This is a genomic window from Companilactobacillus sp. RD055328 (assembly GCF_022835675.1).
Classification (GTDB): Bacteria; Bacillota; Bacilli; order Lactobacillales; family Lactobacillaceae; genus BQUT01.
The window spans coordinates 897586-912174 of the sequence record NZ_BQUT01000005.1 but is presented as its reverse complement, the minus strand read 5'-3'; the positions used below and the strand labels follow the sequence as shown (position 1 = coordinate 912174).

Genomic DNA, 14589 nt, shown 5'->3' with positions numbered 1-14589 from the left:
TAGGAGATATTTGTAATGGAATACTTTATTGGGGCTGATATTGGTACTACAAGTACCAAAGCCGTTTTATATGATTTAAAAGGAAACGTACAAGCGTACGCTAATATTGGATATCCACTATATCAAGATACTCCTGATATGGCAGAAGAAGATCCTGAAGAAATTTTTAATGCCGTTACAGATGCATTATTCCAAATAATGCGTAAAGGTAACGTAAAGCCTGGGGAATTAAAAGGGGTTAGCTTCTCTTCAGCTATGCATAGTTTAATTTTGATGGATGAAAATGATCGTCCATTAACAAGAGTTATCACTTGGGCTGACAATAGAGCGGCTAAATATAGTGAAGAATTATTAGCTAGTGGCGTTGGACAAGAAATCTATTCTCATACAGGAACACCAATTCATCCAATGTCACCCTTATCAAAAATTATTTGGTTACGTAATGAACATAAAGACTTGTTTGATAAAACTAAGAAGTTCATAGATATTAAGACTTATATCTATTTCAGAATGTTCCAAGAATATAAGATGGAATATTCAATTGCTTCAGCAACAGGATTATTTAATATCTTTAATCTTGATTGGGATGAACAAGCACTTGAAGTTGCTGGTATTACAAGAGATCAGTTGCCTGATCTTGTAGAACCAACTGATCAGATTACTAATATGAACATGACAACTAGCAAAGTTACTAGCATTCCAATGGATACACCTTTTGTTTTTGGTGCTAGTGATGGAGTTCTTTCAAATCTTGGTGTTAATGCTATTGACCCTGGTGTTGTAGCAGTAACTATTGGTACATCTGGTGCGGTACGTGTGGTTGTCGACAAACCAATGGTTGATCCTAACGGTAAATTATTCTGTTATGCATTAACTAAGGACAAATGGGTTGTCGGTGGACCAGTTAATAATGGGGGAATTGTTTTCCGTTGGGTTCGTGATCAATTATTCGAACCAGAAAAAATCACTGCTGATCAAATGAAGATCTCTAGTTATGATTTATTGACGCAGATTGCTGGTACAATTCCAGCTGGTTCTGATGGATTATTATTCCATCCTTACTTAGGTGGCGAACGTGCACCAATTTGGGATGCTGACGCTCGTGGATCATTCTTTGGTCTTACTCGTCAACATACTAGAGCGCACATGGTTAGATCAGCTCTTGAAGGAATTGTGTATAACTTATATATGGTTATGCTATTGATTGAAGGAGTAGCTGGTAAGCCTAAGAGTATCCAAGCTACTGGTGGTTTTGCTCAATCAGAATTATGGCGTCAAATGTTAGCTGATGTATTCGAACAAGACGTTACTATTCCAGAGAGTTTTGAAAGCTCATGTTTAGGAGCTGCCGTTCTTGGAATGTATAGCTTAGGTTATATTGATGATTTATCAGAAGTTAAGAATATGATTGGTGTTACTAACGTTCACAAACCAAACGAAGATAATTTCGAAGTATATCGTGAATTATTACCAATTTGGATTAGACTTACTAAATCATTGGGGAGCCACTATAGTGATATTGCTGATTTTCAGCGTAAACATATTGGGAACAAAAAAGACTCGCAATAGCGAGTTTTTATAAGATATCATATGCAAGCGCTGACATAGCGCCGATGGGAGAATAAATATGGATTTATTAGTATTATTGTTGGGAATTATATTACTACTAGTTTTGATTATTAAATTCAAAATTAACACTTTTGTATCATTAGTTATTACTGCAATACTTGTCGGAATTGGTTTAGGAATGCCGCTACCTGATGTAGCAACCAGTGTTCAGGCAGGTATTGGTGGCCAATTGGGTGAACTTTCAATTGTATTTGGTTTTGGTGCTATGCTTGGTCGTTTAGTTGCCGATGCCGGTGGTGCTTACCGTATATCACATACTTTGATTGAAAAATTCGGGAAGAAACGTCTTCAAATGGCGATTGTTCTAGCTTCATTCATTATTGGTATTGCCTTGTTCTTTGAAGTAGGTATGGTTTTATTAGTACCAATCGTCTTTGCTATCGCAATGGAAGCCGGAGTTCCTATTTTGTATCTAGGTATTCCAATGGCTGCTGCTTTATCAGTAACTCACGGATTCTTACCTCCACATCCAGCACCAACAGCTATTACAGCTGCATTAGGTGCTAATGCTGGTCACGTATTGCTATACGGAATTATCGTAGCAATCCCTTCAGTTATTGTAGCTGGACCAATATTCACTCGTGTTGCGCGTAAATTGGTTCCTGACGCATTTAATCGTAAAGGTAATCTAAAAGCCTTAGGTAAACAAAAAGAGTTCAAACTTGAAGAAACACCTGGATTTGGTGTTAGTGTTTTAACATCACTATTCCCTGTAATTTTGATGGCAATTACAACTATTTATCAAATGTCATTCAACGGTGGAGCACTTCCAAAGAATCCATCAACTTTAGATAGTATTATTGCCTTCATCGGTACACCCGCTATTTCAATGACAATTTCATTATTTGTAGCTATGTATACAATGGGCTGGGCTCGTCGTATTCAAACACCAGAAATCATGAAGACTTTAGAAGATGCTATTAAATCTATTGCCATGTTACTACTAGTAATTGGTGGTGGTGGAGCATTCAAACAAATCTTGATTGATGGTGGAGTTGGTGATGCTGTTACTAAACTATTTAGTGGCGTAAGCATGTCTCCATTAATTCTAGGTTGGTTGATTGCAGTTGTTCTAAGAATTGCCTTAGGATCAGCCACAGTTGCTTCTCTTACAGCCGCTGGATTAGTATTACCACTTATGAAATCAGCTGGAGTAGATCCATCACTAATGGTGCTAGCAATTGGTGCCGGAAGTTTAGCCGCATCACACGTTAATGATGCTGGATTCTGGATGTTCAAAGAATACTTTGATCTTTCAGTTAAAGAAACATTATCAACTTGGACAGTATTAGAAACAATTATTTCCGTAGTTGGATTGGTTATTGTTTTAGCCTTGAGCTTGGTAGTGTAATAAATATTAGTCAATCAAAAAAGACCTCGCAATGCGAGGTCTTTTTATTATGTATTAAGCTGTTTTCTTTTGACGTCTTGCAATCATTGGAAGGATGAATCCTAACGCAATGAAGATAAGAGGTGTAGCAATATTCATGATAAGTTGGAACCACCATGTTGTTGGGTTAGCTGAGTAATCCATCTTAGGAACTGTTCCTAGAATACATGCAAAGGCAGTGAATAGGAAACACCAAAGACCAAACATGAATCCAACTTTAGGGTTCTTAACAAAAACATAATCAGACTTGAAGTTCTTAATTTGTTTTTGTAATAACATGTAAGCTGCAAATACCCATAGATAACGCATAGGCATAACAATTGAGTTAAGGTTCATTAACCATGTGTACAAGTCGTTCATTCCACCGATACCAAGAGCAGGAACGATGATAATGATTGATACAAGTAGAGCAGTTAATTTGTAACCATTAACGGCAACATCACGTGAGTTCTTAAATGATAGAGCTTTTGGAATGTAATTATCATCAGCATCGTTCAGGAAGATACGTAATGGAGCATCAATTGAAATAGCTAACGCAGCAGCACTTGTAAGAACGTTAGAGATAGCGAATAGCCAAACAAGTAAGTTACCAATGTGGAAATAGTTACCTAACATTTGGAAAGCTTCATAGGCACCATTAGCCATTAAATCAGTAGGAATGTTATTTGCATCAAATAAGATACCCATTGCAAATGATCCCATAATAGCTGAAATAGCAACCATGATTGCTAACATAATCATACCAAGAGGGAATTCTCTTGAAGGATTCTTAGTCTTGTTAACGTATGGTGATATTTTTTCAGCACCACCAACGGCGAAAACTAACATTGAAATTGTTGTGAAATAGTTAAAATTAAATTTCGGAATATATGTGCTAACTTGGTTCATGTTAGCTGTAGCAAAAGGTGTGTTTGTAATGAAAGGAGCAGTCACGCCTAATACGATGAAGAGCATTGACATGATGAACATACCAGTTCCTGCGATACTAGCAATTCTATTAAGAGTTGCAACACCACGAGAGGCCATCCAAACAAAGACAAGGAATAGTACTAAACTCAATCCTTGAACAATATATGAAGGAGTTTGGTTAACGAAATCACCATTGTTTTGGAATAACCAACTAAATCCGATCAGAATTGTTTGTGGTTTTTGTGCCAAGTAAGGAACGTGAACAATCCAATAAGTCCAAGCTGCAAAATAAGCTAGGCGACTTGTTGATAGACTCTTCATCCAAGATGAAACTCCACCATCAGCGTCTTGGAAAGTTGATCCCAATTGTCCAACCATCAAAGTATAAGGAATAAAATAAAATAGCATCATTAAGACCCAAGATACGATAACAACTAGCCCTTGTTGAGCAAAGTTGTTCATAACATTATTGAGTCCCCAAACAGCAGTAAAAGAAATTAACGCAATATTAAACCATCTCAGATTACGTGAACTTTCTGTATTCTCCATAAATAAATTTCTCCTTTATAAAATAACTCATTCATTATACAACATCGCAAGTGTGCAAAGAATAGATTTTAAGAATTTCATTAGAAAAAATTTAATTTATCGAGGTATAAGATTACTGGTATGATTAGTGAATACATAGATAAAAAGGGAATTTGTTATGAAAAATTTGTACATTAAGTATAAAGAATTAATTAATTATATTATTTTTGGAGTTGCTACAACGGCTGTTAATTACGTTGTTTACGCATTTTTTACAGTAGTTATGCCATTAAACTACCAAGTTGCAAATTTAATCGCGTGGTTTTTGTCTGTTGTTTTTGCATATCTCACTAATAAGTACTTTGTTTTTGCTTCGAAAAGCTGGGATCTATCGATTATTATCAAAGAAATCACAAGTTTTTTTGCTGCAAGAATCTTCTCATTAGGAGTAGAAGCCGTAATTCTATATATCGGAATTACTTTAATGGACGGTAATAGCTTAGTTGTGAAATTAATAGATAATGTAATAATTGTGATTATTAATTATGTATTCAGTAAGCTTTTTATTTTTAAAAAAGAGTAAACAAAAAGACGACTAGTTAGTCGACTTTTTTTATTTCTTAAGTAATTTTTCAGCGGCACCTGCAACTTCATTATCAGGCATTTCTGTGTATTTCTTCACTTCGTCGAGAGTTTTGAGAGTATCTTTATTATTGTTTTCCATGAAGTGATTCCACAAAGCGTCGCGAACAGGAGTAGTATCATCACTCCAATCAAAAACTTCGTTCATTTTCTTGTCTAAAGTTAGTGTCTTTTCTACATCAGTCATTGCTTAAATCCTCCATTTGAATTTTAATTTATGTACAATCTCAGTGTAGTTCTAATTAATGATTTTGTTAAATGAAACGTACTATTATAATATTAAGTAAGAATAGTGAATTATTATAAGGGAGATTAAATAATAAGGTTAATGATTTATGTGTTTGGATAGAAACATTAAGTGATAAAGAATTATTTGAACCCGAACAACGGAAGTGGGCAACCACAAAAGCGAAGTGGCCTTTATATAAGTGGATTCATATCAATACCGTAGCACCGTTTACAAATTTCAAAACTAAAATTCGTAAATGGAAAAAATTTGTATTGTGAGCTAGTTGTTTTGAAAAAAATACAATAAGAAAAGAGATAATTACATGTCACATATTACTTTTGTTTTAGGACTTATTCTAATAGCTATAACAACTATTTTGTTCTTTGTATTATATAAAGTTCGTAGTTCAAAAATTTGGTTATGGATTTCAGTTTTCTTTTTAGTTATTTTAATTGTTTATTTAATTCCCGGAATCATGTATTTAGCGTAATTGAGGGGGAGAATGATGAAAAAGATTAGTAGTTTGCAAGATTTAATAAGCACTGACGACGAAGAATTTGTCTTAACAGATAAGGCAGTAGATGCTTTATATGATAATTTTGAAGTGAATTTAGTTATTAAAAAGACCAATAAAAAAAGCGGACTCTTCAAACAATTTTTTACTGGAATGTTTTCATCCGTCAACGCAGAACCACTTAGTTCTATGGGAAGTATTAGTTATGATGATAGTAAAAGTATGCTCAAAGTAACTGGGACAAAAATAAAGAATGAAGTTAATGAAGAAATATTTAAAGTTCTAAGTTCAGGAGTTTTATATGAATTAAGTGATAAAACAATTTTGTTCAAAAAATAACCCTCGATATTGGATTAAATCCATATCGAGGGTTTATTTATATTAAATTGGAACTACGCCGTTGTCTTCACCAGGATTATCGCTACCGTCATCACCGGGAGTAGAACCTGTATCGTCGCCAGATCCAGTATCATTGTTTTCACCATTATTAGAACCTGAGTCAGTACCATTGCCAGTACCAGAATTGTCACCTGGGTTGTAAGTGTTCGAACCACCACCACTACCACTGTTTGAATTGTTAGAGGCTCCGTTTGAATAACCGTATCCACCACCATTACTATAAGAACCGGTATAACTTGAATCATTAGATGATGAAGCTTCGGTATTTGTTGTTTCTGTACCAGCATAATCACTATAGTAGTCGTTTGTGTCGTCTACTTTTAGATCATCTAATCGAGCTTGATATTTCTTTTCTAATTTAGTTATTTTTTTAATAAAAGCTTTAGTATCACCTTCATATACTACAGTCTTTTGACTTTTGACGGTACTAATTAAATCAGTAAGAGATTTTTTTGATTCTTCTACTTGTGAAATATCTAGCTTTTTAATTTCTTTTGTCTTCAAATTTAATTTAGAATAAACTTTTTTGTTTTCTTTAATAATAGGAGCACGAAGGCTTTTGATTTTATGATTATAAAAACTAATCACTTCATCGTAGGCATTCATCTTACTTCTATATGCAGACTTATCTTTGCTGAGATTTTTAATACGATCAATTCGTTCATCGGTCGTTAATTTGTCATCATTTTTGTATGTTTTATTAATTTTTGCAATTTCTTTTTTTACATCATCTTGTTTAACGTGTTCTTGGCGTTGTGCTTCTACTGTATTGGTATGATAATTATAGCCCGCAGTGTATGCCACAATGATAAGTGTAATAGTTAAAACAATGATGTTAAGTTTTTGTTTATTGGATTTCATTATTATTGGTTACTTTCTATTGATGTTTGATGTCATTATCATATAAGTATGTTTTTAATGCAAATGCACAAAAAAACCTCGACATAATTGTCGAGGTTTTTTATTTATATATCTAATACTCAGGTTGAATGATTTTAGATTACCATGTCCAGTTAGTAACTTCTGGTAGGTCATCACCAAATTCTCTGATGTACTTGTTATGTTCGTCAACTTTAGCTTCCATAGCGTCTGCAAAGTCAGATGCTTTGTCGCCCATTACTGAAACAGCAACGTCTTCGGCAATATGGAATCTGTCCATTTCGTTAAGAACACGCATATCAAATGGTGTAGTGATATCACCGTTTTCGCGGTAACCATGAACACTTAAGTTATGGTTGTCACGGTCGAAGAAGATATCTTTGATGAATCCTTCAAAGCCGTGGAATGCGAATAGTACTGGTTTGTCAGTTGTGAAGTATTTGTTGAATTCTTCATCTGATAGTCCACGAGGATCAACTTTTGGTGAACGTAGTTTCAATAGATCAACAACGTTGATGAATCTAATCTTAAGTTCAGGTAGTTGTTCTCTCAAGATCTTGATAGCTGCAAGTGATTCCAAGTTAGGTTCTGTACCAGCTGCTGCAATAACAACGTCTGGTTCACCTTCGTCAGATGCCCAATCAATAATCTTCAATCCATCTTTTACAAGGACTTTTGCTTCGTCCATTGAGTAGAATTGGTTTCTTGGGTGTTTTGATGTAACAACTAAGTTAATCTTGTTGAAGTCTGACAATACTTGAGGCATAACAGCTAACAATGAGTTAGTATCTGCTGGGAAGTATTGACGGATGAATTCAGGTTTCTTTTCAGCTAAGTGAGTGATGATACCTGGATCTTGGTGAGTGTAACCATTGTGATCTTGTTGGAAAGCTGTTGATGTAGCCATAATGTTAAGAGATGGGTAATCTTTTCTCCAGTTTTGTTCTACGGCTTTTCTCAACCACTTGAAGTGTTGTGTAAGCATTGAGTCAACAACGCGTAGGAATGATTCGTATGAAGCGAAGATTCCACGACGTCCTGTCAATGTATATCCTTCTAACCAACCTTCAGCTTGGTGTTCTGATAATTGTGAATCAAGAATACGACCGTTAGCTGCTAAGAATTGATCATTTGGTTCTTTAATTCCTTCTAACCATTGACGGTTTGTTTCTTCAAACATAGCGCCTAGACGGTTTGACATTGTTTCGTCAGGACCGAACATTCTGAAGTTAGTAGGGTTGTTTTTGATTGTATCACGTAGGTATTTACCTAATTCGATCATGTCTTGGGCCATCAATGTACCTGGACGATCAAATTTAAGTTCGTAACTAGTTTCATCTGGTAAGTCAAGAGCTTTAGGATCCACACCACCATTAGTGATAGGGTTCATTGACATACGTTTGTCACCCTTAGGTGCCATTTCAGCTAGTTCAGGGATCAATTTACCGTTTTCGTCGAATAATTCTTCTGGACGGTATGATTTCAACCATTCAACCAATTTGTCAACATGTTCCATGTGGTTTTGGTCTACAGGAATTGGCACTTGGTGAGCACGGAATGAGTTTTCAATAGGAACACCATCCCATTCCTTAGGACCGTTGTAACCCTTAGGAATACGAGCAATAACAACTGGCCAATGAGGCATTTCAACGTTGTCAGCACCTTTAGCACGTGCATCTTTTTGAATTGCTTGAATTTTTTCGATAGCTGCATCAAAAACTTCTGCCATTTTAGCATGGTAGTCAGCTTCTTTTGTAACGTCGAAGAACATTGGATCCCAACCCATACCTTCAAAGTATTGAGTCAATTCTTCGTCAGTTTTTCTTGAAAGAATTGTTGGGTTAGAAATCTTGAATCCGTTAAGATCAAGGATTGGAAGTACAGCACCATCAGTTACAGGGTTGATGAATGTGTTTGAGAACCATGAACCAGCCAATGGACCAGTTTCTGATTCACCATCACCAACAACAACTGCAGCGATTTGGTCTGGGTTATCAAAGATAGCACCAACACCGTGTGATAATGAGTAACCTAATTCTCCACCTTCGTGAATTGAACCAGGTGTTTCAGGAGCAGCATGAGAAGCGATACCACCTGGGAATGAGAATTGTTTGAACAATTTCTTCATACCTTCAACGTCTTGTGTTATTTCTGGGTAAAGTTCTGTATAACTACCATCAAGGTATGAGTTAGAAACCATAACTTGACCACCGTGACCAGGGCCTTCTACGTAGAACATGTTTAAATCGTATTTGTTGATTAAACGGTTCAAGTGAGCATAAATTAAGTTTTGACCTGAGATTGTTCCCCAGTGTCCAATTGGATGAACTTTAACGTCATCTTTAACAACTTCTCTAGTTAAAAGAGGGTTGTCTTTTAAATATAATTGACCAACTGAAACGTAATCTGTTGCACGCCAGTAAGCATCAACTTTTGCCAAATATTCTTTACTTGAATAATCTGTCATGAATGCACCTCGTTATTATTTTTGTTTACTAGCATATAATAAAAAAAATGGTCGACAAAGTCAACCATTTTGTAAATTGATACGTACCAATTTAGGAAACTGTTATGAATGTATCATATTTCATATATTTATAATGGACACGCATTGTTGATATTTCAAAGGGTGTACCGTTATTTAAGAAGAAAATACCAGACATAATTCCTACAGGTTCAACATCTTTAAGAGCTAGTTGAGCTTGATCATTTTCGTTAGAAGGTTCTGTAGAAATAGTTAAATAAGAATTAGTAACTTTTAAGTTTTTTTGTTCTTCCATATAATTAAAAATTGAATCTTTAGCAATATCACTATTTAAGTCAGGGAATAGTTTGATAGGAATATAACTTGTTTCAATTAGGAAAGGTTCGTCGTCTAAATAACGCAGACGTTCGATTTTGTATACGAAATCGTCATCTTTAAGGAATAGATCGCGTTTAGTAGTTTCGTCCGCTTTGATAACATCGAATGAAAGAACTTTGATGCTTTGTGTTTTTCCGGGGACGTTAAAACTATCAGTAATTCCCAAATTACTACCATTATATTTAAAGAAGTTATTGTTTTTTAAATATAGTGGATTTATGAAGGTACCTGAACCGCGTTTTTTGAAAATAATTCCTCGATGTGACAAAACACTAAGAGCACGTTTGATGGTACTACGACTTACATTGTATTGTTCACTAAGAGATCTTTCATCGGGTAGTTTCATTGTATCGGCGTATTTGCCATCATGAATTGCGTTTTTAAGTTCATTAATGATTTTTTGGTATGCCAAGTCTGTCATTATCATTCCTCATTATCTTTCTAATGATAAATCATACCAAAATCGGAAGAAATCGCAACTGAAATTTTTAATTGGTGCGTACCAAAGTTGATGGGTAACTATATTTTATAATCATCCGGATTAGCGCTTGCTGGACCGTATTCATCCATTTGAGAATCACGATAATCCCACCATTCTTCGCTATATCCAACAAATCCAGCTTCTGTCATGGCGTTATTCAAGATATCGTAATTGATTTGTTGTTCGGCGGTACGTCCTTTGTAAGAACGACTTGCTGTTTCGTTAAATTCATCGAATTTTGATTGCATAGGTAATTCATTACCTGCCATATCAGTTATGGTCAAATCAAAAGTTACCCCTTTTTGGTGACTGGAATTAGGATTTGGAGGTAATACGAAGTTAGGATCAGGGTAAACTTCAAAGAGCTTCTCTTGAGCGCTAACAGGTCGATAGGCGTCCCATATTTTAATACGATAACCTTGTTTCTTGAGAATAGATGCAGCAATACCAAGTTTTTTTACGGTCCCAGTTCGAGAAATTGCGGTAGTGAAATCGTAGATTTTTTTACCAGTAAAATTATTTTCTGTTGCATAACGCAAGTCGATAATAATATCAGGATCAACTTCTAAAACATTCATAAATTCAGATGATTTTGTCATTGGAATTCTCCTTTAGTGGTCTTTTGTCTCCAGTTTATCATGGGTTATAATTAATTCATATTAAACTAGTTTTTAGGAGAAATGAATGCGAGTAAGACCTTCTACAATTAATGACCACAAGCAAATGACGCAAGTATTAATTGAAGCCTTCTTTGAGTATCCAGTGTTCATTGCTTTTCTACCTGACAAAGAACATCGCCAAGATTTCTTGAGCGAATTATTTACGGCAAATATTAAAGTTTTTGAAAAAATCAACGGTAGCTATGTTGCTGAAGCAGACGATGGGTCTATTCAAGGAGTAATATTAGTAAAGGATGATAAACATAAAGAACCGGGAGTGATGAGTTACCTAATTAATTCAAAAAAGGGTATGTTTAAGCCTTCTAATATAAGAAGTTTAATAGATTTTTTTAGAATTATTGAAGAAATGGATGGCGAATTTATTTCCCAGGACATATCTTGGTATGTTGATTCGTTGGCTATTAAACCTTCATCTCAAGGGAAAGGTATTGGCTCATTATTGTTAGATGAACTAGATCAAATAGTTAAAAAACGAAAAGGTGGTCGGATTGTTCTTTCAACTAATACAGCTACTAACGCTAAGTTTTATGAAAAAAATGGTTATCAGCTAGTTAACCATTCTACAAAAAATACAAAATTTGAAACGTGGCATTTTGCAAAAGAAATCTAAAAAAGACAGCCGATTAATGGCTGTCTTTTTATTTATGTAATTTACTATTTTTGTAACCGTAACAAATATAAATAATTAAACCTAATAATAACCAGAGACCAAAAGCAATCCATGTAAATGTTTGTAGATTAAGCATTAGGTAGATACATAGTAAAAAGGATATTATAGGAACAATTGGGTAGCCTGGAGTTTTGAAGGCTGGGTTTAGATATTTAGTGTTTTCGCTGCGTCGTAAGGGAATTACACCAATGGATACGGCGGCAAAGCCTAACAATGCACCGATGTTAACTAGTTCAGTTAACTTATCTATTGGTAATAACCCGGCAACTAAACCGGCTAACAATCCAAAAATGATAGTACTATATGTTGGGACGTTATTTTTGTTGAGATTATTAAGTTTGTTAGGTAATAAACCATCGCGGCTTATAGCGAAGAACATTCTCGTTCCACCATATAAGATTACAATCAATGTGGTGGTCATTCCTAGAACCGCACAAAGAGAAATTAAACCAGCTGCCCAGTTTTGGTGAATTATGCGTAAGGCTAATGATACTGGATCGGCAACGTTAAGTTGAGTGTAATGAACAGCGCCAACAAGAACAAAAGCCATCAATGAATATAATAATGCCGAAATTAAGAGTGAAGAGATAATTCCTATCGGCATATCGCGTCCGGGGTTTTTTACTTCTTCACTGGCTGTTGAGATAATGTCAAAACCAATAAATGCGAAAAAGGCAACTGATGTTCCTTGACCTAGCCCTGAAGCACCAAAAGGTAATAGAGGAGTGAAGTTGCTAGGTTTGACGTAAAAAATAGCAACGACAATGAATAAAATAATGATGAATACTTTGATATAAACCATGATTTTATTAATAGTAACCGACTCTTTTAATCCCTGTAACAATAATATTGTCACTAAGAAAACAATAGTAAAGGCTAAAATATCAAAGCGTCCAGTAGTAGTGCCACCAGCACCGTAAGCTGATTGTAAGGCGGCTGGTAATTTAATTCCGAAACCACTTAAGAAATTCTGTAGATAAGCAGACCAACTAACAGCAACAGAAGATTCAGCAAATAGATACTCTGAAAAGATTGCCCAACCAACTATCCAAGCTGTTAGTTCACCAAAAACAGAGTAAACATAAGTATATGCACTACCTGATAATGGGATGGCTGATGAGAATTCTGAATAACAAAAAGCTACTAGTATACAAACAATAGCGGCCAATATATAAGTAAACATAACACCCGGACCAGCATTATTAGCAGCAATAATTCCCGGGGTAATGAAAATACCGGCACCAATGATAACACCAAGTCCCATGAAAATAAGATCTTTGGCGGATAAGGTTTTTTCTAATTGAATAGATGATTCGTCGAATTTGTTAGTTAAATCTTTTTTTGCGAATAATTGTCGTATCAAGATATTTCCTCAGCGAATTCTTTTATAATTTTTCTGTTTTCATATGTAATAGTAGATAAGATGATAGCTAATATAATAGCACTGAAGAATATAGCTTGGAAAGATAAATATCTTACTAAAGTTGCATTAATAATTACACCCATAAAAAAGGCGAGAATAATTTTAAAGGTACGGAAGCCGCGACGTAATAAAGTAGTATCTTTTTTTAGTATACCTTCTAGAATAAAATTACCCATTTTTTTGAAGTTACCGGTCATCATTACAGCGGTGAGCGGCATACCGTGTATTTTGTTGAATTCAGTGAATAGGATAGCAATGCAAAATGACATAAAAAGAGAAGTCAAAAGTAAAGGTACGCGATCCGCAAGTAAGCCGACTACTATTAATAGGAAGATATCAACACCAAGAACTAATTCTTGACGTGATATTCCGTGGTAGTTAGTGAACTTCATACTGGCATATTTAGTAATTGTTGTCCCAAAAATATATACCAAGATAGGAATGAAATAATTAACTACCATTGCCCATTTGAATTCTGCTAAGTTAATTCCCATCAAAATCAGATTACCAGTTTGCATACCGGCAAATACTTGACCGTGTGTTAGATAAGAATAAGCGTCAATACTGCCTGAAGCCATAGCAAGCAGTTCGGCAACAATTGTACGTTCGTGAATAGGTGAAGATGAGTTCATAATAAGTCTCCTAAGTTAACTAATAATCTAATTGTAATAACTCTTTATGAAAATTATCGACAATTTTTTTGATTTTTTCAGCATCATCGGTATTAAGAGAGTCTAAGTTGTAATTAATTAAGTCAGAATTACTGATTAGTTCTTGTATGTAATTATGCTTTGTTAATTCTAACTTATTAAGTTTTTTGAGAAAATAATTATTGATGGTTTTTAAAATTAAAGATGTTGAGCTACCAAAATTAACTTGATGTTCAATTAAGAAATCAGATAATTCAGATATATTATCATCAATAGTTGAATTGATAGCTAAGTTCATAATTTCTTCACGGACTCGTATTTGGTCTTGAATAGTTTCAATGGGTTGCGACTCTTCGTAGGATCGAAATCTAGATAAGGCATCAATTTTATTTAAGTAGTCAAAAAAAGTTGAAGATAATTGTTCATCTGTTTTTTCATGGATAACACTTATTAGTAAATCACGAATATAATCATTAAAATTTCCATATAAAATATAGTTAGCTTCGATATTCAGCTTGTCAGTAATTTTAGCGAGAGTTTTTTTGGAGGGAATTGATCGTCCTTTTTCCCATTCATTAATCGTGCTTTTGCCACTTACGCCAATTAAGTCAGCGAAATCTTGCATACTTAAATTATTATCCTTGCGGATTTGTGTAATTCGCTCTGAAATTTCTTTTTTATTTAAAGTCATATTTTATATCCT

The 14589-nt window shown here is 34.7% G+C and carries 15 protein-coding genes and 1 pseudogene; 7 read left to right on the top strand and 9 right to left on the bottom strand.

The features are described 5' to 3' along the window. Positions 1-15 precede the first annotated feature (15 nt). Together gntK and RD055328_RS06810 are read left to right on the top strand one after the other, a co-directional pair. Positions 16-1569, top strand: coding sequence for a gluconokinase (gene gntK / locus RD055328_RS06815; protein ID WP_244088043.1), 1554 nt, complete (start codon positions 16-18; stop codon positions 1567-1569). A gap of 58 nt (positions 1570-1627) precedes the next feature. Further along, on the top strand, positions 1628-2980 hold the full coding sequence (locus RD055328_RS06810) for a gluconate:H+ symporter (protein WP_244088042.1): 1353 nt from the start codon (positions 1628-1630) through the stop codon (positions 2978-2980). 54 nt (positions 2981-3034) lie between these two features. Here RD055328_RS06810 and RD055328_RS06805 read toward each other — a convergent pair whose 3' ends face one another. Further along, positions 3035-4477: an APC family permease gene (locus RD055328_RS06805; RefSeq protein ID WP_244088041.1), complete on the bottom strand. Its 1443-nt coding sequence runs from the start codon at positions 4475-4477 to the stop codon at positions 3035-3037. A gap of 157 nt (positions 4478-4634) precedes the next feature. On the opposite strand from RD055328_RS06805, the gene RD055328_RS06800 reads away from it, so the two are divergent. Next, on the top strand, positions 4635-5039 hold the full coding sequence (locus RD055328_RS06800; RefSeq protein WP_244088040.1) for a GtrA family protein: 405 nt from the start codon (positions 4635-4637) through the stop codon (positions 5037-5039). Positions 5040-5069: 30 nt separating this feature from the next. On the opposite strand, the gene RD055328_RS06795 is transcribed toward RD055328_RS06800, so the two are convergent. Further along, entirely contained in the window at positions 5070-5285 is a 216-nt protein-coding gene (locus RD055328_RS06795) for a hypothetical protein (RefSeq protein WP_244088039.1), read from the bottom strand. A 125-nt stretch (positions 5286-5410) separates the two neighbouring features. Here RD055328_RS06795 and RD055328_RS06790 point away from each other — a divergent pair. From RD055328_RS06790 to RD055328_RS06780, 3 genes and pseudogenes are all read left to right on the top strand, one after another. Continuing rightward, positions 5411-5605: pseudogene (locus RD055328_RS06790) on the top strand (ClbS/DfsB family four-helix bundle protein); the annotation flags it as partial. 44 nt (positions 5606-5649) lie between these two features. Further along, positions 5650-5817, top strand: coding sequence for a hypothetical protein (locus RD055328_RS06785; protein WP_244088038.1), 168 nt, complete (start codon positions 5650-5652; stop codon positions 5815-5817). Positions 5818-5832: 15 nt separating this feature from the next. Continuing rightward, entirely contained in the window at positions 5833-6180 is a 348-nt protein-coding gene (locus RD055328_RS06780; RefSeq protein WP_244088037.1) for a hypothetical protein, read from the top strand. A 42-nt stretch (positions 6181-6222) separates the two neighbouring features. Here RD055328_RS06780 and RD055328_RS06775 read toward each other — a convergent pair whose 3' ends face one another. The 4 genes from RD055328_RS06775 to RD055328_RS06760 all read right to left on the bottom strand — a co-directional run bounded on the left by RD055328_RS06775 (position 6223) and on the right by RD055328_RS06760 (position 11062). Then, complete coding sequence (locus RD055328_RS06775; RefSeq protein ID WP_244088036.1) at positions 6223-7101, bottom strand: hypothetical protein; 879 nt, start codon at positions 7099-7101, stop codon at positions 6223-6225. A gap of 139 nt (positions 7102-7240) precedes the next feature. Continuing rightward, a complete protein-coding gene (locus RD055328_RS06770) occupies positions 7241-9586 on the bottom strand; it encodes a phosphoketolase (RefSeq protein WP_244088035.1) in 2346 nt (781 codons plus the stop codon). Between the two features lie 91 nt (positions 9587-9677). Then, positions 9678-10403: a GntR family transcriptional regulator gene (locus RD055328_RS06765; protein WP_244088034.1), complete on the bottom strand. Its 726-nt coding sequence runs from the start codon at positions 10401-10403 to the stop codon at positions 9678-9680. Between the two features lie 98 nt (positions 10404-10501). Continuing rightward, a complete protein-coding gene (locus RD055328_RS06760) occupies positions 10502-11062 on the bottom strand; it encodes a M15 family metallopeptidase (protein ID WP_244088033.1) in 561 nt (186 codons plus the stop codon). An 85-nt stretch (positions 11063-11147) separates the two neighbouring features. Between RD055328_RS06760 and RD055328_RS06755 the strand changes: the two genes are divergently transcribed. Further along, the gene (locus RD055328_RS06755; protein WP_244088032.1) at positions 11148-11753 is read left to right on the top strand and encodes a GNAT family N-acetyltransferase; all 606 of its coding nucleotides are present in this window, start codon (positions 11148-11150) and stop codon (positions 11751-11753) included. 28 nt (positions 11754-11781) lie between these two features. Here the strand turns inward: RD055328_RS06755 and RD055328_RS06750 are convergent, their stop codons facing one another. The 3 genes from RD055328_RS06750 to RD055328_RS06740 are packed head-to-tail and all read right to left on the bottom strand — an operon-like array spanning position 11782 to position 14577. After that, entirely contained in the window at positions 11782-13173 is a 1392-nt protein-coding gene (locus tag RD055328_RS06750; RefSeq protein ID WP_375708076.1) for an APC family permease, read from the bottom strand. Then, positions 13173-13868, bottom strand: coding sequence for a YoaK family protein (locus tag RD055328_RS06745; protein ID WP_244088030.1), 696 nt, complete (start codon positions 13866-13868; stop codon positions 13173-13175). Before RD055328_RS06745 ends, RD055328_RS06750 begins: the two co-directional genes overlap by 1 nt. A gap of 19 nt (positions 13869-13887) precedes the next feature. Further along, entirely contained in the window at positions 13888-14577 is a 690-nt protein-coding gene (locus RD055328_RS06740) for a helix-turn-helix domain-containing protein (protein WP_244088029.1), read from the bottom strand. Positions 14578-14589 lie beyond the last annotated feature (12 nt).